The organism is Streptomyces sp. NPDC051219 (genome assembly GCF_040682335.1).
In the GTDB taxonomy this organism is placed as follows: Bacteria; Actinomycetota; Actinomycetes; order Streptomycetales; family Streptomycetaceae; genus Streptomyces.
In genome coordinates, this window is the sequence record NZ_JBFBAS010000002.1 from 57,163 (window position 1) to 77,538 (window position 20,376).

Genomic DNA, 20,376 nt, shown 5'->3' on the forward strand with positions numbered 1-20,376 from the left:
CCAACACCCACGCCGGATTTTGTGTACGCCACACCGTGGTACGAGACGCACTCACACAGATGAAGGATCACGCATTAGCCGAATGATCCAGAAGGATGTGGATCAGAGCGGACCACAGCCCGGAGCGGACCTCAGGCCAGTGCGACGAGGTCCCGGTAGTCGGCACCCCAGAGGTCCTCCACGCCGTCCGGCAGCAGGATGATCCGCTCCGGCTCCAGCGCCTCGACGGCGCCCTCGTCGTGGGTGACGAGGATGACCGCGCCCTTGTAGGTGCGCAGCGCGCCGAGGATCTCCTCACGGCTGGCCGGGTCGAGGTTGTTGGTGGGCTCGTCGAGCAGCAGCACGTTGGCGGACGAGACGACCAGGGTGGCCAGCGCCAGCCGGGTCTTCTCACCACCGGAGAGCACGCCCGCCGGCTTGTCGACGTCGTCACCGGAGAACAGGAAGGAACCGAGGGTCTTGCGGACCTCGACGAGGTCGAGGTCGGGCGCGGAGGAGCGCATGTTCTCCAGTACCGTGCGGTCCGGGTCGAGCGTCTCGTGCTCCTGGGCGTAGTAGCCGAGCTTGAGTCCGTGGCCCGGGTTCACCTCACCGGTGTCCGGCTTCTCGACCCCTGCGAGCAAGCGCAGCAGGGTGGTCTTGCCGGCACCGTTGAGGCCGAGGATGACGACGCGGGAGCCCTTGTCGATGGCGAGATCCACATCGGTGAAGATTTCGAGCGAGCCGTACGACTTGGACAGGCCCTCGGCGGTGAGCGGGGTCCTGCCGCAGGGCGCGGGCTCGGGGAAGCGCAGCTTGGCGACCTTGTCGGACACCCGTACGGCCTCGAGGCCGGAGAGCAGCCGCTCGGCCCGCTTGGCCATGTTCTGTGCCGCGACGGTCTTGGTCGCCTTGGCGCGCATCTTGTCGGCCTGGGAGTTGAGGGCGGCGGCCTTCTTCTCGGCGTTCTGCCGCTCACGCTTGCGCCGCTTCTCGTCGGCCTCGCGCTGCTGCTGGTAAAGCTTCCAGCCCATGTTGTAGACGTCGATCTGCGAGCGGTTCGCGTCCAGGTAGAAGACCTTGTTGACCACGGTCTCGACGAGGTCGACATCGTGGGAGATCACGATGAAGCCGCCGCGGTAGGACTTCAGGTAGTCGCGCAGCCAGACGATCGAGTCGGCGTCGAGGTGGTTGGTCGGCTCGTCGAGCAACAGGGTGTCGGCGTCCGAGAACAGGATCCGGGCCAGCTCGACACGGCGGCGCTGACCACCGGAGAGCGTATGGAGCGGCTGGCCGAGCACCCGGTCGGGCAGCCCGAGCGCGGCGGCGATGGTGGCGGCCTCGGCCTCGGCGGCGTACCCGCCCTTGGTGAGGAACTCCGTCTCCAGGCGCTCGTACTTCTTCATCGCCCGCTCACGGGTGGCGCCCTTGCCGTTCGCCATCCTCTCCTCGTTCTCGCGCATCTTGCGCAGAACCGAGTCCAGGTCGCGCGCGGAGAGGATCCGGTCACGGGCCAGAGTGTCGAGGTCTCCGGTGCGCGGGTCCTGCGGCAGGTAGCCGACCTCGCCGGAGCGGGTGATGGCGCCTGCGGCGGGGATGCCCTCGCCCGCGAGGCACTTGGTGAGGGTGGTCTTGCCTGCTCCGTTGCGGCCGACGAGGCCGATGCGGTCGCCCTTGGCGATACGGAAGGAAGCGGACTCGATGAGGACTCGGGCGCCGGCGCGCAGCTCGATGCCGGTGGCGGTGATCACGGGAAATACTCCAGGGCGGTATGGGCGGCGGAAGGGAGCGGGCGGAGATTCTTCTACGCCGCTAATGCACAAGGAGATTTGCCATACGGCTCAGTCTACCGGGGACTCGCAACTGCTTTTGTGGCACGACCGCGGGCCCGGCCGCGGGGCGGAGGCGCGCCTGGCCTGCGGGCGGGCGGGACCGCTTCCGGGACCCGCCTCAGTTGCCCAGCGGTCTGCGGTCCGGGGTGATCCGGCCGAGGCCGTCCACCGCCACCAGCTCCGACGTCCAGGCCACGTCCTCCTCCCGGCAGGGCTGGGCGATCAGCAGCGCCCCGCGCGCATGGACGAAGCGGTGCGGATCGAAGACACAGCCTCGCCGGGCCGGCAGCACCCAGCGCAGATCGCCGTCCTCGGTGCGGTAGGCGGCGATGCGCTGCGGGGTCACGACGGCGAGCATCCGGTATGCCGGGTCGAGCGGCTGGAGGACACCGTCCGCCCGGGCCGGTCCGCCCGGGCGGCGGGCGATCGCGGGGACGGCGCGGTGCCAGCGCACCGCGCCTCCGTCCGCGAGGGCGTTGTCGGTGACCAGGCCGTCGTCCCACAGGGTGAAGGCGTGCCCCGGAGCCGCTCGCAGGGCGAGCGGCCGGCGGCCCTCGCGGGTGTACGTCCAGCGGGGCGCCGCGGAGTCCGGCCCGTACGCCTGAACGGCGCCGCCCTCGGCGCGGAGCAGCGGTTCCCCGTGCTCCCGGGGGGCCGGGGCATGCGCGGTGATGTGGTCCCCGTACGGCGCGGGGCGGGAGTGGTGGGCGGCGGTCACCAGCGGGAGCGCGAGGAACGCGGCCACCAGGGGGAGGGCGAGTCGGGCGCTGCGCCGGGTCCTGCTGTGCGGCACGCCGGTCGGCGGAGCGGCCAAGACTCACCTTCCGGTACCGGTGTCCACGGATCAGGCGCAGAGCGTAACGGCGGCTGTCCGGGGCGGCGGGGAAGCGCCGCCCCGACACGATGAGCGGGCCGGCCGCGCCCCCCTTTCAGCCCTGGTGCGGAGCCGTACTCCCATGCGCGTACCAGGATGAATCGGTTGATACTCGTCGGAGGTGGCGGGCATCGGCCGCGCGGTCTTCTTCACCGGCCGGGTCGGCACCGCCTGCGGCTCCGCCACCTCGGCCGTCGGCTCGGGCGTCACCCGTCCCTGGAGCTTCTCCTGGATCCGGTCGTCGCCGACCGTGGCTGCCGCGTCCTGCCCGTCGCGGATGTCGGCGTCCGTGAGCCGGGTGAGCACCGGTCGGCCGGACTCGTCCGGGGTGCGCGCTGCGTTGTGCGCCCAGACCCCGGCGTAGCAGTCGGCCTGCAACTGCACCCTGACGGCGTTGCTGTTCGCGCCCGGCCGTCCGTCCGGCGCCCTGCCGAGTGTGCACCTGGACACACGGCTCGGCGCAGCAGCGTCAGCAGTGGTTCTACACCGGCTACCTCACGGGTGACATGGCGCAGTGCAACACCTTCCGGTGACTGTCGGACCCGCCTGCCAGACTGTGCCCTGGATCACATCCGTACGTGAAACGAGAGGGAGTGATCGACATGGCAGGTACACCGAGCATCTGTCCGACGCTGGTCTACGCGGACGCGAAGACGGCGATCAGGCTGCTGACCGAGGGGTTCGGGTTCACCGAGGTCGCGGTGTACGAGGGCGAGGACGGCAGCGTGCTGCACGCCGAACTCGCCTACGGCAACGGCATGGTCATGCTGGGCAGCGAGGGCAAGGGCGGGGTGTTCGACAAGGCGATGGCGGACGCCGGTTCGGCCGGGGTCTATGTCGTGGTGGAGGACGTCGACGCGCACCACAAGCGGGCCGTCGAGCACGGGGTGGAGATCCTGATGGAGCCCACCGACCAGGACTACGGCTCACGGGACTACATGGCCCGGGACGCGGAGGGCAACGTCTGGAGCTTCGGAACGTACGCGCCCGGCGCCGCGTAGCCCGCGGCGGCGACCGCCGGGCGTCGGTCGCGTCGGGGCGTCGGCGCGCCGCGGCGGCGACCGCCGGGCGTCGGTCGCGTCGGGGCGTCGGCGCGTCAGACTCCCCCGGTGTGTACCTGGAACGCCGCCCGGCGGACCGCCTTGGCCAGCGCGGGATCGGGGTGGGCGGCGGCCAGGGCCACCAGGACCTGCACGGTGCGGGGATGGCCGACGGCCCGTACCTCGTCGAGCAGGGCGGGCACCGTGCCCTGCACCGCGGAATCGAGGTGACGGACCAGCAGTTCCGTCTCGCCGTGGTCGGCGACGGCCGCGGCGGTGTCCACCCAGAGCCAGGTGGACTCCTCCCGGGTCAGCACCTCGGCCGCGTCCTCGGCGTCCACCCCGTCGTACTCCGCCAGCCAGAGCAGGGCGTAGGGGCGGAGCGCGCTCTCGGCGGCCGCGGCCCGCACCTCGGACTCCGCGGGGGCGCCGACCACGCGCAGCGCTTCGAAGGCGAGCCCACGCAGCAATGCGTCCTCGCCGCGGGCGACGCCGAGGAGCTCGGCCACGGCGCTGCCGACGGTACGCGCGGCCAGCCAGGCCCGGTACTCGGCCCGTGCGGGGCCGGGGCTCAGGCGCGCGCAGCCGTGCAGCATGGCCTCAGCGGCCTGCTCGATGTTGCCGGCGGGGCTCTGGGCGGCCACGCAGATCTGCTCGAGCTTGACCCAGACCGCCCAGTTGCCGAGCGGCGTCAGGGTCGCCTGGCCCTCGCCCAGCGTCAGCGCGCCCACGGCGGCGAGGCCTTCCAGGGCCCAGCCGAGCAGGAGGGAGAGCGGACCGTTGCCGGGCGCCGGCTGCTCGGGGCCTGTCTGCGGTCCGTACGGCACCTCGCAGCGCTCGTCGCGCAGTTCGGCGACCCGCTGTTCGAGGAGATCGAGCAGCGCGGGCACGGGAACGGCACCGGCGGACAGCTGGAGCAGGGAGAGAAGCTGCGGTACGGCTTCGACGACCTCGGCGACGGCGGTCGGGGCGACGTCGGCCGGCGCCGGGTGGACCAGCGACCAGGCGTCGAACAGGGCCACCCAGCCGCGCAGTACGGCCGTGTCGTCGCGGTCCCAGGCGCGCAGTCGCCAGCCGGGGCGCGCGGTGCCTCCGTGCACTTCGACGAGCCCGGCCAGCCGGGCCCGGTCCCAGCCTGCCCGGACCTGGGCGGGCGTCAGTTCCAGGGCGGCGGCGGCCCGTTCCACGGCGTCCACGGAGAGAACTCCGGACTGTCCGGGGCGCAGGGCGGCCGCCGTGCCGCGCTGCAGATCGGCCCAGCGGGCTATCCGTACGGCGTCGGCGAGGCCCGCCCTGGCCTGATCGGCGAGCTCCGAGGGGGCCGGTGTGCCCTCGGGAGGGCGCGCCGCGGGCCGGGAGCGCCGGTCGGTCACGGCCTTGCGGGCGGCTGCGAGCGGACGCGGACGAACGAGTCGGAGCCTGGAGTCGCGCGGGTTACGGGACGTCACAGGAGCAGTCTTGCCTCTGACACGCCGAAAGCCCAAACGGAATCGGGATTGCCGCTCTCCGGAGGCCTGCGTAACGCCTACAGCAAGGGGGTGAGGAAGCGACGGAGGGTTTCCTCGTAGGACTCCGGGCCGGCATTCCACATGGCCGCGTGCGGAGCTCCCGGGACGGTCTGGAGCGTGATGAGGTCCGGGCGCCGCCGGGCCAGTTCGCGCGAGCCGTGCCAGGGGGCCAGCTGGTCGTCCGGCCCGTGGAAGATCAGGGTGGGGACGCGGACGGCGTCCGCGTCGGCGGAGGCCGGGAGGCGGTCGCTGTCCAGCCCGGTCCGGCCCTGGGCCGCCCGGACCGCGAGCGGCAGCAGTGGTGCCGGGACCCGGCGGGCGGAGGCCATAGCGCGCAGGGTGGCCTGCCAGTTGAGAACCGGGGAGTCGAGCACAAGACCGCTGATGCGGTCCCGCAGAGCCGAGTTGGCGGCGGCGTGCAGGGCCATGGACGCGCCGGTGGACCAGCCGTGCAGCACGATGCGCTCGGCGCCGTACCGGACGGCGTAGCGGATGGCCGCGTCCACGTCGCGCCACTCCGAGTCACCGAGGTGGCTGAGACCGTCCGGGGACCGAGGAGCACCCAGGTCGTTGCGGTACGCGATGTCGAGCACGGGACACCGCTGGCGGTGCAGAAACGGCATGATCACCATGGGGTGCTCGCGGGTGGTGCCGAGACCGTGCACGGTGATGACCCAGGTCTCGCGGGCGGCGGGCACGAACCACGCGGGCAGCGCGCCGAGTTCGCCGGGGACGTCGACGTCGGCGTGATCGAGGCCCAGCGCCGTGCGGGGATTGCCGATGTGGACCTGCGGGGTGATGCGGACCTTCGCGCCCGCCTCGAGCGTGCCGTGGGTGACCCGCTCCAGCTTGCGTACGACGGTGTCGGGGGCGTGCGGCACGTCCTTCAGGACGGGCCCCACGACGGCGTGCACCCCGGGTCCGTGCAGCCCGAACGTGCCGAGGCGCAGGGAGGCGAGGGAGCGGGTCAGGGTGACCCGTCCCTCCGCGGTGGCGTGGACGGTGAGCCGGGGGCCGAGGGACAGAGGCCGTTCCGGCGATGCCTTGAGCACGACGTCACTGGCGTACCGGCCCGCCGCCACAGCGGCCGCGCCGACACCCAGGAATGTGGTGACGGCTGCTGCCGTCGCTGTAGCCGGGCGCACTCTCTCAGTGTCGGTGGGTATGGGGACGGCTGCCAGTCAGCGGGTCCGCTCAGCGGGTCTGCCCGTATGCGCGGAGCTTCTCCGCGACCTCGTCGAGCTGGGCCGGAGAAAGCAGGCTGGGCTCGAGGCCGGGGACCGTGCTCGCGGTGAGCCAGAGCCGGCACATCCATTCCAGCTGAGCGGTGCGGTCGTACGCCTGGTCGAGTGTGTCTCCGTGGGCGACGGTGCCGTGGTTCTGCAGCAGGCAGGCGGTGCGTCCGTGCAGGGCGTCGAGCATGTACGCGGCAAGCTCGGGGGTGCCGTAGAGCGCGTAGGGCGCCACCCGCACGGGGCCGCCCAGCGCCGCGGTCATGTAGTGCACCGGCGGCAGTTCGGGCAGGAGCGTGGAGACGGCTGTCGCGTGCACGGCGTGGGTGTGCACGACGGCCCGGGCGGGGGTGTTCCGGTAGACGGCGAGGTGCAAAGGGAGCTCGCTGGTGGGGACGAGTCCTCCGGCGACCTGCTTCCCGGCCAGGTCGACGGCGACGGTGTCGTCCGGCCCCAGCCGGTCGTAGGGCACTCCGCTGGGCGTGACCAGCACCAGGTCGCCGACCCGCACGGAGACGTTTCCCGAAGTACCCACGACGAGCCCTTCGGAGGCTGTCCGGCGGGCGGTGGCCACCAGTTCGGCCCAGGCCTGCCCGATCGTCTGCTCGCCCGCGTCGCGATGCTCCATGGGCGTGATCCTGCCAGGCCCGGGTTCCGCCCCCCGTACTCCGGGGCGCACTCCGGTGTTCCCAAGACCCGGCTGCGCGCTGGACTCCGCACTCCGGGCGAGTGATATGGGTCTCTTCCACCCCCTCTCCCACCGGAGGCCGACCCGGCCGGAGCGGATTCGTACGAGGCCTGCGAGACCAGCCCTGGAGCGGATTTGTCGCGCTTCTTCTGCCCCTCGAAAGAACAAGCGGAATGAAGGCACTCCGTTGGAGTCACCGCACCGCCCGGCCCAGTTCATCTTCCGTTCATCCAGGTTGCCTACGTTCGCCGAGCCACTGACGTCAAACAGAAGCCTGGGTAAATGGAACACATCACGCTTCTCCTCGGGATCGTGATCGTCACCGCTCTCGTGTTCGATTTCACGAACGGTTTCCACGACACAGCCAACGCGATGGCGACGACCATCTCGACCGGCGCTCTCAAGCCCAAGACGGCGGTGGCCATGTCCGCCGTGCTCAACCTCGTCGGCGCGTTTCTTTCGGTGGAGGTCGCCAAGACGATCTCCAGCGGACTCGTCAACGAAGAAGGCATCAGGCCCGAAGTCATTTTCGCGGCGCTCGTCGGCGCCATCCTGTGGAATCTGCTGACCTGGCTGGTCGGACTGCCGTCCAGCTCCTCGCACGCCCTCATGGGCGGTCTGATCGGCGCCACGGTCGCATCGGTCGGCTTCGGCGGGGTCAACGGCGACGTCGTCGTCACCAAGGTGCTGCTCCCCGCGATCGCCGCGCCGCTCGTGGCCGGTATCGCCGCGATGCTCGCCACGCGCCTCACCTACAAGCTGAGCAGCAAGACCGACGAGAAGGCATCGGCCAAGGGCTACCGCATCGGCCAGATCGGCTCCGCCGGCCTCGTCTCGCTGGCCCACGGCACCAACGACGCGCAGAAGACCATGGGCATCATCACGCTGGCCCTGGTCACCGGCGGCGCCCTCGCCCCCGGCTCGAACCCGCCCATGTGGGTCATCCTCTCGGCCGGTCTCGCGATCGCGCTCGGCACCTACCTCGGCGGCTGGCGCATCATCCGCACCATGGGCAAGGGCCTCACCGACCTCCAGCCGCAGCAGGGCTTCGCCGCCCAGACCAGCGCGGCGAGCGTCATCCTGGCCTCCTCGAACCTCGGCTTCTCGCTCTCCACCACCCACTCGTGCTCCGGCGCGGTGATGGGCTCCGGTCTCGGGCGAAAGGGCGGTGTGGTCCGCTGGTCCACCGCGACCCGCATGTTCATCGCCTGGGGCCTGACCCTGCCGGCGGCGGGTCTCGTCGCGGCCGGCGCCGAGTTCGTGACCAAGCAGGGTGACTGGGGGGTCGCCGCCGTCGCGGTCTTCCTCGTCAGCTCCTGCCTCGCGATCTGGCTCATCTCCCGCCGTCAGGTCGTCGACCACACCAACGTCAACGAGACCGGCGTGGACGGCGAGCCCGCGGGTGTCGTGACCACCGCCATCGCCGCCGTCACCCCGCCTCCGGCGGGCGTCACCGCCGGCGCCACCGGCGAACTGAAGGCCACCATCCCGGGCCCGGTGCCCGCGGCCCCCGAACCTCCGCAGCCCGCGACCGTCTGACGGGGCCGGCCGCGCTCGGCGCCCGACGCGCTCGACGACTGAAGGAATCAGCAGTATGAAGATCGACTGGGCAGCTCTCGGCTCCGTCTTCGGAGTCAGCCTCACAGCCACCGTGGTCCTGGTGGGCCTGTTCACCCTCGGCATCGTGGGCCTCTCGAAGCAGGAGTCCGCCACCGCACAGGGAGGCTCCGCCGGCTCCGTGGCCATGGCCCGCACGGGCGCGTACGCCTGCTTCGCACTCTGCGCGGCGGCCGTGGCCTACGGGATCTATCTGATCGTCGTCTGACCGAACCGGCATCCGGACGAACCGGGCATCCGGACGCCCCCGGCAGGGTCCCCCCGAGGACTCCTGCCGGGGGCGTTCGCGTTCCCGCCGGTGTGGGTCTTCGCACACTGTCCCGCCGCAGGTCAACGGCGAGTTGACGGGCGTTCGCAGGCCGTGGTGGACTTCCGGAGCCAAACGGCGGCAGGAGAGGAAGTCCGGTGCGAATCCGGCGCGGTCCCGCCACTGTCACCGGGGAGCACTCCCCCACACCGGAAGTCACGGCCGCTGCGTAAGGGCTGGAAGGCCGGGGGAGTTGCCGATCCGGGAGCCAGGAGACTCTCACCGCCGGTCACGTCGAACCAGGGCGCGGACCCTGAGTGAGGACTTCGCCATGCCCGGCTGCGGTTCAGTTGTCCATGTGAGTGCCGTCCAACCGAGGACGGTCTTTCCGAGTACGGGGTCCCGCCGAGGCGTATCGGCCGGCTGAACCCATGCGTGCCGATCGCGTTTTCGCATACGGCGCGACAGCCGGCCTGATCGGCGACCTGGTCCTGGGCGATCCCCGCCGCGGACATCCGGTCGCGGCGTTCGGGCGGGCTGCCAGCGCTGTCGAGAAGGTCCTGTGGCGTGACCACCGCGGGTGGGGCTCGCTGCATGCCGTGGTGTGCGCCGGCGGCGCGGCCGCGGCCGGCGCGCTCGCCGCAAGCGCCTTGCGTTCCCGTCCCGTTGCCCATGCCGCGCTGACCGCCGCGGCGACCTGGGCCGTGGTGGGCGGGACATCACTGGGCCGCGAGGCGAGGGCCGTCGGCGGTGCGCTGGCGGTGGGCGACCTCGAGGTCGCCCGGGAGCGGCTGCCCCATCTCTGCGGGCGCGACCCCCAGTTCCTGGACGGGCAGCAGATCGCCCGCGCCGTCGTGGAGTCCGTCGCCGAGAACACCTCCGACGCCGTGGTCGGTGCCCTGGTGTGGGGAGCCGTCGCGGGCGTGCCCGGCCTGCTCGCGTTCCGCGCCGTGAACACCCTGGACGCCATGGTCGGGCACAAGTCGCCGCGATATCTGCGGTACGGCTGGGCCTCGGCGCGGCTCGACGACGTGGCGGGCCGGCCGGGCTCCCGGCTGACCGCCGCGGCCGCGCTGCTGGCCGGGCCCGACCGCCGGGGGGCGGTACGGGCCTGGCGGCAGGACGCGGCAAAGCACCCGAGCCCCAACGCCGGCCCGGTGGAGGCCTCGTTCGCCGGCGCCCTGGGCGTACGGCTCGGCGGGACCCTCTCGTACGCCGGCCGCGTCGAGCACCGGCCGGTGCTGAACGGCGGTGGCCGGCCGGTGGGAGTGGGCGACATCGAACGCGCGGTGAAGCTGTCGCGCGTGGTGACCGGGATCGCCCTGGGCGCGTGTGTCGCGGTCCGGCTGATCGCCGGCCGACTGGTCTCTGGACGGAGGGGAACCGCATGAGCGCTGGTGGACTGCTGGTTGCCGGCACCACGTCGGACGCCGGCAAGAGCGTGGTCACGGCCGGGATCTGCCGGTGGCTGGTACGTACCGGGGTGAAGGTCGCGCCCTTCAAGGCGCAGAACATGTCGCTGAACTCGTTCGTCACGCGCGAGGGCGCGGAGATCGGGCGCGCCCAGGCGATGCAGGCGCAGGCCGCGCGCGTCGAGCCGAGCGCGCTGATGAACCCCGTACTCCTCAAGCCCGGCAGCGACCGCAGCAGCCAAGTGGTGCTGCTGGGCAAGCCGGTGGGTGAGATGAGCGCGCGCGGGTTCTTCGGGGGGCCGGGGGCCGCGGCGGAGCCGTCCCCGGGCGCGCCGTCCCCCGGAGGGGCCTTGCGCGGCGGTCGGCAGGAGGGACTTCTCGGGACCGTCACGGCGTGCCTGGAGGAACTGCGGGGCACGTATGACGCCGTGATCTGTGAGGGGGCCGGCAGTCCTGCCGAGATCAATCTGCGCCGTACGGACATCGTGAACATGGGCATCGCGCGGGCGGCGAACTTCCCGGTGGTCGTCGTGGGCGACATCGACCGCGGGGGCGTCTTCGCCTCGTTCTTCGGAACGACCGCCCTGCTGAGCGCGGCGGACCAGGCGCTGATCGCCGGGTACCTGGTGAACAAGTTCCGGGGCGACGTGTCGCTGCTCGAGCCCGGGATGGAGATGCTCCGGGGACTGACCGGCCGTCAGACCTTCGGGGTGCTGCCGTTCCGGCACGGTCTGGGGATCGACGAGGAGGACGGCCTGCGCGTCTCCCTGCGGGGAGCCGTACGTGAGTCCGTCGTCGCCCCGCCGGTCGGCCAGGACGTGCTGCGGGTCGCCGTGTGCGCGGTGCCGCTGATGTCCAACTTCACGGACGTCGACGCACTGGCCGCCGAGCCGGGTGTCGTCGTGCGGTTCGTGGACCGCGCGGAGGAACTCCTCGACGCCGACCTGGTGGTGGTGCCGGGCACGCGTGGCACCGTCGGGGCGCTGGAGTGGCTGCGGGAACGCGGACTCGCGGACGCGATCGCGCGGCGCGCGGTCGAGGGCCGGCCCGTCCTCGGCATCTGCGGCGGCTACCAGGTGCTCGGGGAGCACATCGAGGACGAGGTCGAGTCGCGGGCGGGGGCCCTGAATGGGCTCGGACTGCTGCCCGTCCGGGTGCGTTTCGCCGTCGAGAAGACACTCGCCCGGCCCGTCGGCCAGGCGCTCGGCGAGCGCGTCGAGGGGTACGAGATCCACCACGGAGTCGCCGACGTGCTCGGCGGAGAAGCATTCGTCTCCGATGACCGGGGACGCGGCCTGGACGGCTGCCGGGTGGGCTCCGTCTGGGGCACCCACTGGCACGGGGCACTGGAGAGCGACGGCTTCCGGCGGGCGTTCCTGCGGGAGGTGGCCGCCGCCGCGGGGCGCCGCTTCCTACCGGCCCCGGACACCTCCTTCGGCACGCTGCGCGAGGAGCAGCTCGACCTCCTCGGCGACCTGATCGAGGAACACGCGGACACGGACGCGCTGCTGCGGCTGATCGAGTCGGGCGCACCGTCAGGACTTCCCTTCATCGCACCTGGAGCGCCATGAGCACCGTGCTGTTGCTGTCCACCGCCGATACGGACCTGCTGGCGGCCCGGGCCTCCGGCGCGCCGTACCGCATCGGCAACCCGACCCGCGTCGACGTCTCGGCGGAACTGCCCGCGCTGATCGAGGGAGCCTCGGTGGCCGTCGTACGGCTGCTGGGCGGGAAGCGGGCGTGGGAGGACGGGCTCGCCGTCCTCAAGGCGTCCGGGATTCCGACCGTGCTGCTGGGCGGCGAGACCGTACCGGACGCGGAGCTGATGGCCGAGTCGTCCGTGCCCGCGGGCGTGGTCGCCGAGGCGCTGCGCTATCTCGTCGAGGGCGGCCCGGGGAACCTCGTCGAACTGGCCAGGTTCCTTTCGGACACCGTGCTGCTGACCGGACAGGGCTTCGCCGAACCGCAGACGATGCCCGAGTGGGGGCCGCACGGCGAGCGCGGACTGGAAGCGGGGCGGCCGACCGTCGGCGTGCTCTTCTACCGGGCACACCACCTCTCCGGGAACACCGCCTTCGTCGACACCCTGTGCGACGCCATCGAGGCGAAGGGCGCCAACGCCCTGCCCGTGTACTGCGGTTCACTGCGCGGCGCCGACGCCGGGCTGTACGAACTGCTGGGCCGGGCCGACACGCTGATCGCCACCGTCCTCGCTGCGGGCGGTACGCGCGCCTCGGACGCCTCAGCGGGCGGCGACGACGAGGCGTGGGACATCGGCGCGCTCGCCGACCTCGACGTACCCGTACTGCAGGGCCTGTGCCTGACGTCCTCGCGCGCCGTCTGGGAGGACTCGGACGCCGCTCTCTCCCCCATGGACGCCGCGATGCAGGTCGCGATCCCCGAGTTCGACGGGCGGTTGATCACGGTTCCCTTCTCCTTCAAGGAGCAGGGCCCCGACGACGTGCCGGTGTACGTCGCCGATCCCGAGCGCGCCTCGCGGGTCGCGGGGATCGCCGTACGGCACGCCAGGCTGAAGCACAAGCCCAACGCTGAGAAGAAGCTCGCGCTCGTGTTCACCGCCTATCCCACCAAGCACTCGCGCGTCGGCAACGCGGTGGGACTCGACACACCCGCGTCCGCGGTACGGGTGCTGGACGCCCTGCGCGACGCCGGTTACGCGGTGGAAGGCCACCCGGACAACGGCGACGAGCTGATCCACCGGCTCATCGACGCCGGCGGGCACGACGTGGAGTGGCTGACCGAGGAGCAGCTCGCCGCCGCGCCGGCGCGAGTGCCGCTCGCCGACTACCGGGCCTGGTTCGACAAGCTGGAGCCCGGGCTGCGCGACGGCATGCTGGAGCACTGGGGCGAGCCGCCGGGCCAGTTGTACGTGGACGGTGACGACATCGTCCTGGCGTCCCTCCGGTTCGGGAACGTCGTCGTGATGATCCAGCCGCCACGCGGCTTCGGGGAGAACCCGATCGCGATCTACCACGACCCCGACATGCCGCCCTCGCACCACTACATGGCGGCGTACCGCTGGCTGGAGTCCACGACGTCCGAAGGCGGCTTCGGCGCCGACGCCATCGTCCACATGGGCAAGCACGGCACCCTGGAGTGGCTGCCGGGCAAGGGCCTCGGCCTGTCGGCGGGCTGCGGTCCCGACGCCGTACTGGGCGAACTGCCGCTGGTGTACCCGTTCATCGTCAACGACCCGGGTGAGGGTACGCAGGCCAAACGCCGCGGCCACGCCACGGTGGTGGACCATCTGGTGCCGCCGATGGCCCGCGCCGACACGTACGGCGATCTGGCGAAGCTCGAGCAGCTGCTCGACGAGTACGCGCTCGTCAGCGACCTCGACCCGACGAAGGCGCCGGCCGTCCGCGCCCAGATCTGGACGCTGGTCAAGGCCGCCGAGCTCCACCACGACCTGCATGTCGACGAGCAGCCCGACGACGGCGACTTCGACGAGTTCGTCATGCACATCGACGGTTACCTGTGCGAGATCAAGGACGTCCAGATCCGTGACGGCCTGCACATCCTGGGCGGCGGTCCCGAGGCCGGGGCCCGCGTCAACCTCGTCCTGGCGGTGCTGCGCGCCTCGCAGGTGTGGGGCGGCCGGGCGAACGCGCTGCCGGGGCTCAGGGCAGCTCTCGCCGAGCACTTCGGGCTGGAGGAGAAGTCCCTGCTCGGCGAGCCGGGTGCGGCCGTGAAGGTGCCGGTGGAACTCACGTCGCTGGTCGGCGGTCCAGCACGCACCGGTGCGGACGCGATCGACCTGCTGGAGCAGCTGTGCCGGCGTCTCGCCGAGGGCATGGAGGAGCGCGGCTGGGACGTCGCGGCGGTGGCCGGGCTGGTCGGTGACGTCCTCGGTCACGTACTCCCGGACGCCGTGGCCGTCCTTGGCTTCGCCTGTGCGGAGGTGGTGCCGCGGCTGGCGCGGACGACCGACGAGATCGGCAACATCCTGCGGGCGCTCGACGGCGGTTACGTCCCAGCCGGGCCGTCCGGCTCGCCGACGCGCGGGCTGGTCAACGTCCTGCCGACCGGCCGCAACTTCTACTCCGTCGACCCCAAGGCGATCCCGTCCCGGCTGTCGTGGGAGGTGGGCCAGGCGCTCGCCGACTCGCTCGTGGCCCGCTATCTCGCGGACACGGGCGACTACCCCAAGTCCGTGGGCCTGACGGTCTGGGGTACGTCCGCGATGCGCACCCAGGGCGACGACATCGCCGAGATCCTCGCCCTGTTGGGCTGCCGCCCGGTGTGGGACGACGCCTCGCGGCGGGTGACCGGCTTCGAGGTCGTGCCGGTGGCGGAACTCGGCCGTCCGCGCATCGACGTCACCGTCCGTATCTCGGGCTTCTTCCGGGACGCCTTCCCGCACGTGGTGGGCCTGATCGACGACGCCGTGCGGGCGGTCGCCGAACTGGACGAGCCGGCCGAGTCGAACTACGTGCGCGCGCACGCCGACGAGGACACCGCCGAGCACGGCGACCGCCGCCGCGCCACGGCTCGTGTCTTCGGCTCCAAGCCGGGTGCGTACGGGGCGGGTCTGCTGCCGCTGATCGATGCCCGGAACTGGCGCTCGGACGCCGACCTCGCCGAGGTGTACGCGGTGTGGGGCGGCTATGCGTACGGGCGCGGGCTCGACGGGCGGGCGGCGCGCGGGGACATGGAGACGGCGTTCCGGCGGATCGCGGTGGCGGCGAAGAACGTCGACACGCGTGAGCACGACCTGGTCGACGCGGACGACTACTTCCAGTACCACGGCGGCATGGTCGCCATGGTGCGGCATCTGACGGGGGCCTCCCCCGAGGCGTACGTGGGTGACAGCGCGACGCCCGACCAGGTGAAGACCCGCACGCTGGGCGAGGAGACGCACCGCGTCTTCCGCGCCCGGGTGATCAACCCGCGCTGGATGGCGGCGATGCGACGCCACGGCTACAAGGGCGCCTTCGAGATGGCCGCGACCGTGGACTACCTCTTCGGGTACGACGCGACGGCGGGCGTGGTCGACGACTGGATGTACGAGAAGCTCTCGGCCGAGTACGTCTTCGACCCGGAGAACCGGCAGTTCATGGAGAAGTCGAACCCGTGGGCGCTGCGCGGGATCACGGAGCGGCTGCTGGAGGCCGCGGAGCGCGGGCTGTGGGCCGAGCCGGACGCCGAGACGCTGGAGCGGCTCCGGGCGACTTATCTGCAGCTCGAGGGCGACCTGGAGGGTGACGACGCATGAGTACGCCTTATCCGTTCACCGCGATCGTCGGGATGGACGATCTGCGGCTCGGGCTGCTGCTGAACGCCGTGTCGCCGGCCGTGGGCGGTGTGCTGGTCCGGGGTGAGAAGGGCACGGCCAAGTCGACGGCCGTACGTGCCCTTTCGGCGCTGATGCCGGAGGTCGCGGTCGTCGCCGGATGCCGCTTCTCGTGCGCGCCCGGTGCGCCCGATCCCGCGTGTCCGGACGGCCCCCACGAGACGGGGGCCGGGACCGCGCGGCCGGCCCGGATGGTGGAACTGCCCGTCGGAGCGTCCGAGGACCGGCTCGTCGGCGCGCTCGACATCGAGCGGGCACTCGCCGAGGGCGTGAAGGCCTTCGAACCCGGGCTGCTGGCCGACGCGCACCGCGGGATCCTGTACGTCGACGAGGTCAATTTGCTGCACGACCACCTGGTCGACCTGTTGCTCGACGCGGCCGCCATGGGCGCCTCCTACGTCGAGCGCGAAGGCGTGTCGGTGCGGCATGCCGCCCGTTTCCTGCTCGTCGGCACCATGAACCCGGAGGAGGGCGAGCTGCGCCCGCAGTTGCTCGACCGCTTCGGGCTCACCGTGGAGGTCGCCGCCTCTCGCGAGCCCGACCAGCGGGTGGAGGTCGTACGGCGCAGGCTCGCGTACGACGACGACCCGGACGGCTTCGCGGCCAAGTGGACCGCCGAGGAGGAGGCCCTGCGGGCGCGCATCATCGCCGCGCGGGCCCTCCTGCCGGAGGTCCGCATCGGGGACGCGGCACTGCGGCAGATCGCGGCGACCTGCGCGGCGTTCGAGGTGGACGGTATGCGCGCCGACATCGTGATGGCCCGCACCGCGACGGCGCTGGCTGCCTGGGCGGGGCGTACGGACGTGGTCGCGGAAGACGTACGGCAGGCCGCGCTGCTCGCGCTGCCGCACCGGCGCAGGCGCAACCCCTTCGACGCGCCCGGCCTCGACGAGGACAGGCTCGACGAGACGTTGGAGCAGTTCGGCGGGGAGGACGACGATCCGGACCCGGACGGGCCGGACGGCGGTGGCGGCCGGCCGCCGCAGGGCGACGGTCCCGACGCACCTCCCGCCGGGGAGCAGCACGCCGCGGAGGCCGAGGAGGCCGCGCGGCCCGAGGCGTCCGAGGGGGACGAGAGCAAGGCGTCGGCGGGCAGTGGTGAGCAGTCGGCCGCGCGGGCGGGCGAGCCGTTCCGTACGAAGGTGCTGAGCGTGCCGGGGCTGGGTACGGGAGCGGCCGGGCGCAGGTCCCGGGCCCGGACCGAGCACGGCCGGACCACCGGGGCCAGGCGGCCCCGGGGAGCGCTCACCAAGCTGCACCTGGCAGCGACCGTTCAGGCCGCGGCACCCCACCAGCGGGTACGCGGGCGCAGCGGCCCGGGGCTCGTCGTACGCCGGGACGACCTGCGGCAGGCGACGCGGGAGGGCCGGGAGGGCAACCTGATCCTGTTCGTCGTGGATGCCTCCGGATCGATGGCGGCGCGGCAGCGCATGGGCGCGGTCAAGGGCGCGGTGCTCTCACTATTGCTGGACGCGTACCAGCGGCGCGACAAGGTCGGCCTGATCACCTTCCGGGGAAAGGACGCCGAGCTGGCGCTACCGCCCACCTCGTCGGTCGACGCGGCCGCGGCCCGGCTGGAACGACTGCCGACGGGTGGGCGCACGCCGCTGGCTGCGGGCCTGCTCAAGGCGCACGAGGTGCTGCGTGTCGAGCGGCTGCGCGATCCTTCGCGCCGCGCGCTGCTGGTCGTCGTGACGGACGGACGCGCGACCGGCGGCGTCGATCCGGTGGCGCTCGGGGCGCGGGCCGCGCGGCTGCACGCGGTGTCGGGCACCGCGTCCGTCGTCGTGGACTGCGAGTCGGGGCCGGTGCGGCTCGGACTCGCCGGTGCCCTTGCCCGTGAGCTCGGCGGTACCGCCGTCACGCTCGACGAGCTGCGGGCCGACAGCATCGCCGGGCTGGTCAAGGACGTACAGGGAAATCGAACCGGGAGGGCCGCGTAATGCCCCAGGGACAGCCGTCCGTCGTACCCGACGACGGGCTCACCACCCGCCAGCGCCGCAACCGTCCCCTCGTCGTAGTCCACACGGGCATCGGCAAGGGCAAGTCGACGGCCGCCTTCGGGCTGGCGCTGCGCGCCTGGAACCAGGGGTGGCCGATCGGGGTGTTCCAGTTCGTCAAGTCCGCGAAGTGGAAGGTCGGCGAGGAGAACGCGCTGAAGGTCCTCGGTGACTCCGGCGAGGGCGGGACGGTCGCCTGGCACAAGATGGGCGAGGGCTGGTCCTGGGTACAGCGTGACGAGCAGCTCGACAACGAGGAAGCGGCCCGGGAGGGCTGGGAGCAGGTCAAGCGCGACCTGGCGGCCGAGACCTACAAGGTCTACGTGCTGGACGAGTTCGCCTATCCCATGCACTGGGGGTGGGTCGACACCGACGAGGTGATCGAGGTACTGCGCGACCGGCCGGGCGCACAGCATGTGGTGATCACCGGTCGCAACGCACCCGCGAAGCTGGTGGACTTCGCGGACCTGGTGACTGACATGTCCAAGATCAAGCACCCGATGGACGCGGGCCAGAAGGGCCAGAGGGGCATCGAGTGGTGACGATCCCGCGACTGGTCGTCGCCGCGCCGGCCTCCGGCAGCGGCAAGACCACCGTCGCAACGGGCCTGATGGCGGCGTTCGCCTCCGCGGGGCTTTCGGTGTCCCCGCACAAGGCAGGGCCCGACTACATCGACCCGGGCTATCACTCCCTGGCCACCGGCCGTCCGGGCCGCAATCTCGACGCCTACATGTGCGGTACGGAGTTGATCGCGCCGCTGTTCGCTCACGGCGCGTCCGGCTGTGACCTGGCCGTGGTCGAGGGCGTGATGGGCCTGTACGACGGGGCGAGCGGTTTCGGCGAACTGGCCTCCACCGCACAGGTGTCGAAGCTGTTGCGGGCGCCTGTGGTGCTGGTTGTCGACGCGTCGTCGCAGTCCCGGTCCGTGGCCGCGCTGGTGCACGGCTTCGCGTCCTGGGACCCCGGCGTGCGCATCGGCGGCGTGATCCTGAACAAGGTGGGCTCGGACCGGCACGAGGCGCTGCTCCGCGAGGCGCTGGACGAGTCGGGTGTACCGGTCCTGGGTGTGCTCCGGCGCGCCGAGACGATTGCCACGCCGTCGCGGCACCTGGGGCTGGTGCCGGTCGCCGAGCGGCGGGCGGATGCGGTGGCGTCGGTCGCGGCTCTGGCGGAACAGGTGCGCCAGGGGTGCGACCTGGAGGCTCTGCTCGCTCTGGCGCGTACGGCTCCGCCGCTGAGCGAGGCTGCGTGGGAGCCGGGGGCCGCGCCGGCGGGCCGGGGCACGTCGCACGGGCCGGGTCGGCGCCCCGTGGTGGCCGTCGCCGGCGGGGCCGCGTTCACGTTCTCGTACGCCGAGCATGCCGAGCTCCTCACCGCTGCCGGTGCGGAGGTGGTGACCTTCGATCCGCTGCGGGACGAGCAACTCCCTGACGGCACCGCGGGGCTGGTCGTCGGCGGCGGTTTTCCCGAGGTTTACGCCCCCGAGCTGTCCGCCAACGAGCCGCTGCGCAAGGCCGTGGCCGAAATGGCACACAGGGGCGCGCCCGTCGCCGCGGAGTGCGCGGGCCTGCTCTACCTCGCGCGTTCGCTGGACGGCAGGCCGATGTGCGGCGTGCTGGAGGCGGAGGCCCGGATGTCGGAACGGCTGGCACTGGGCTACCGCGAAGCCGTGGCCGTCTCGGACAGTGTGCTGGCACAGGCCGGAACCCGGCTGCGGGGGCACGAGTTCCACCGCACGGCGCTGGAGCCGGCGGCCGGGCCGGCGCCCGCGTGGGGGCTGGTGCACCCGGAGCGCCGGGTCGAGGGGTTCGTACAGCGGGGCGTGCACGCGAGCTACCTGCATGCGCACTGGGCGGCCACGCCCGGCATCGCACAGAGGTTTGTCGAGAGGTGTGGAGCATGAGCAGCAGGCTGGTCGGTGTCGGGGTGGGTCCCGGCGATCCGGAACTGGTGACCGTCAAGGGGGTCAGGGAGCTCCGGGAGGCCGACGTCGTCGTCGTTCCCGTGATGGACAGTGGAGAGCGCGGCCGGGCCGAGGCGACCGTGCTGCACTATGTCGAACCCGGCAAGGTCGTACGGGTCGTCTTCGCGCTCAACGAGCGCAGCGACCGGGCACGGCGTGAGGCCGCCTGGGACGCCGCGGGTGCCCGCGTCGCCGAACTGCTGGGCGCGCACGGCTCCGTGGCCTTCGCCACCATCGGTGATCCAAACGTGTATTCGACCTTCACCTATCTTGCCCAGACCGTGGGCGAGCTGGTCCCGGGAACGGTCGTCGAGACCGTGCCGGGGATCACCGCGATGCAGGACCTGGCCGCGCGCAGCGGAGCGGTGCTCACCGAGGGGACAGAGCCGCTGACGCTCGTCCCGGTGACGGCGGGATCGGCCGTACTCAAGAACGCGCTCGAAGGGCCGGGCACGGTCGTGGCGTACAAGTTCGGGCGGCTGGCCCATGAAGTGGAGACGGCGCTGCGCGAGACCGGCCGGACCGAGGGCGCGGTGTGGGGTTCGGCCCTGGGGCTGGACGACGAGTCGATTCGTCCGGCCACCGAACTTTCGGACGGACCGCTGCCCTATCTCTCGACGCTCATCGCGCCCGCGCGGCGCGACGGTGGCCGTGGAGGCAAGTTGTGAGC

15 protein-coding genes, 2 pseudogenes and 1 riboswitch are annotated in these 20,376 nt (G+C 72.2%); of the genes and pseudogenes, 11 read left to right on the forward strand and 6 right to left on the reverse strand.

Going from position 1 to position 20,376, the window contains the following annotated elements; translation table 11 throughout:
• Positions 1-131: 131 nt before the first annotated feature.
• From AB0M62_RS02995 to AB0M62_RS03005, 3 genes and pseudogenes are all read right to left on the reverse strand, one after another.
• The gene (locus tag AB0M62_RS02995) at positions 132-1,730 is read right to left on the reverse strand and encodes an ABC-F family ATP-binding cassette domain-containing protein (RefSeq protein ID WP_366072325.1); all 1,599 of its coding nucleotides are present in this window, start codon (positions 1,728-1,730) and stop codon (positions 132-134) included.
• A 199-nt stretch (positions 1,731-1,929) separates the two neighbouring features.
• Positions 1,930-2,625, reverse strand: coding sequence for a hypothetical protein (locus tag AB0M62_RS03000; protein ID WP_366072326.1), 696 nt, complete (start codon positions 2,623-2,625; stop codon positions 1,930-1,932).
• A 258-nt stretch (positions 2,626-2,883) separates the two neighbouring features.
• Positions 2,884-3,123: pseudogene (locus tag AB0M62_RS03005) on the reverse strand (neutral zinc metallopeptidase); the annotation flags it as partial.
• 2 nt (positions 3,124-3,125) lie between these two features.
• On the opposite strand from AB0M62_RS03005, the pseudogene AB0M62_RS03010 reads away from it, so the two are divergent.
• Together AB0M62_RS03010 and AB0M62_RS03015 are read left to right on the forward strand one after the other, a co-directional pair.
• A pseudogene (locus AB0M62_RS03010) lies at positions 3,126-3,218 on the forward strand (neutral zinc metallopeptidase); the annotation flags it as partial.
• Positions 3,219-3,287: 69 nt separating this feature from the next.
• Complete coding sequence (locus AB0M62_RS03015; protein WP_366072327.1) at positions 3,288-3,686, forward strand: VOC family protein; 399 nt, start codon at positions 3,288-3,290, stop codon at positions 3,684-3,686.
• A gap of 95 nt (positions 3,687-3,781) precedes the next feature.
• On the opposite strand, the gene AB0M62_RS03020 is transcribed toward AB0M62_RS03015, so the two are convergent.
• From AB0M62_RS03020 to AB0M62_RS03030, 3 genes are all read right to left on the reverse strand, one after another.
• The gene (locus AB0M62_RS03020) at positions 3,782-5,173 is read right to left on the reverse strand and encodes a hypothetical protein (RefSeq protein WP_366072328.1); all 1,392 of its coding nucleotides are present in this window, start codon (positions 5,171-5,173) and stop codon (positions 3,782-3,784) included.
• Positions 5,174-5,250: 77 nt separating this feature from the next.
• A complete protein-coding gene (locus tag AB0M62_RS03025) occupies positions 5,251-6,378 on the reverse strand; it encodes a hypothetical protein (protein ID WP_366072329.1) in 1,128 nt (375 codons plus the stop codon).
• A gap of 49 nt (positions 6,379-6,427) precedes the next feature.
• On the reverse strand, positions 6,428-7,093 hold the full coding sequence (locus AB0M62_RS03030; protein ID WP_366072330.1) for a class II aldolase/adducin family protein: 666 nt from the start codon (positions 7,091-7,093) through the stop codon (positions 6,428-6,430).
• Between the two features lie 342 nt (positions 7,094-7,435).
• On the opposite strand from AB0M62_RS03030, the gene AB0M62_RS03035 reads away from it, so the two are divergent.
• The 9 genes from AB0M62_RS03035 (at position 7,436) to cobI (ending at position 20,374) form a co-directional block, all read left to right on the forward strand.
• Entirely contained in the window at positions 7,436-8,692 is a 1,257-nt protein-coding gene (locus AB0M62_RS03035) for an inorganic phosphate transporter (protein WP_366072331.1), read from the forward strand.
• 55 nt (positions 8,693-8,747) lie between these two features.
• Positions 8,748-8,978, forward strand: a complete 231-nt coding sequence (locus AB0M62_RS03040) for a hypothetical protein (RefSeq protein ID WP_366072332.1) — start codon at positions 8,748-8,750, stop codon at positions 8,976-8,978.
• Positions 8,979-9,163: 185 nt separating this feature from the next.
• A riboswitch (cobalamin riboswitch) is annotated at positions 9,164-9,296 on the forward strand.
• Between the two features lie 152 nt (positions 9,297-9,448).
• The gene (locus tag AB0M62_RS03045; protein ID WP_366072333.1) at positions 9,449-10,408 is read left to right on the forward strand and encodes a cobalamin biosynthesis protein; all 960 of its coding nucleotides are present in this window, start codon (positions 9,449-9,451) and stop codon (positions 10,406-10,408) included.
• The gene (locus tag AB0M62_RS03050; RefSeq protein WP_366072334.1) at positions 10,405-12,000 is read left to right on the forward strand and encodes a cobyric acid synthase; all 1,596 of its coding nucleotides are present in this window, start codon (positions 10,405-10,407) and stop codon (positions 11,998-12,000) included. The genes AB0M62_RS03045 and AB0M62_RS03050 overlap by 4 nt, the downstream gene beginning before the upstream one ends.
• On the forward strand, positions 11,997-15,665 hold the full coding sequence (gene cobN / locus AB0M62_RS03055) for a cobaltochelatase subunit CobN (protein WP_366072335.1): 3,669 nt from the start codon (positions 11,997-11,999) through the stop codon (positions 15,663-15,665). Before AB0M62_RS03050 ends, cobN begins: the two co-directional genes overlap by 4 nt.
• Entirely contained in the window at positions 15,662-17,686 is a 2,025-nt protein-coding gene (locus tag AB0M62_RS03060; RefSeq protein WP_366072336.1) for a putative cobaltochelatase, read from the forward strand. Before cobN ends, AB0M62_RS03060 begins: the two co-directional genes overlap by 4 nt.
• On the forward strand, positions 17,686-18,285 hold the full coding sequence (gene cobO / locus AB0M62_RS03065; RefSeq protein ID WP_366072337.1) for a cob(I)yrinic acid a,c-diamide adenosyltransferase: 600 nt from the start codon (positions 17,686-17,688) through the stop codon (positions 18,283-18,285). The genes AB0M62_RS03060 and cobO overlap by 1 nt, the downstream gene beginning before the upstream one ends.
• Positions 18,279-19,646, forward strand: coding sequence for a cobyrinate a,c-diamide synthase (locus tag AB0M62_RS03070; protein ID WP_366072338.1), 1,368 nt, complete (start codon positions 18,279-18,281; stop codon positions 19,644-19,646). The genes cobO and AB0M62_RS03070 overlap by 7 nt, the downstream gene beginning before the upstream one ends.
• Positions 19,643-20,374, forward strand: a complete 732-nt coding sequence (cobI, locus tag AB0M62_RS03075; RefSeq protein ID WP_366072339.1) for a precorrin-2 C(20)-methyltransferase — start codon at positions 19,643-19,645, stop codon at positions 20,372-20,374. Before AB0M62_RS03070 ends, cobI begins: the two co-directional genes overlap by 4 nt.
• Positions 20,375-20,376 lie beyond the last annotated feature (2 nt).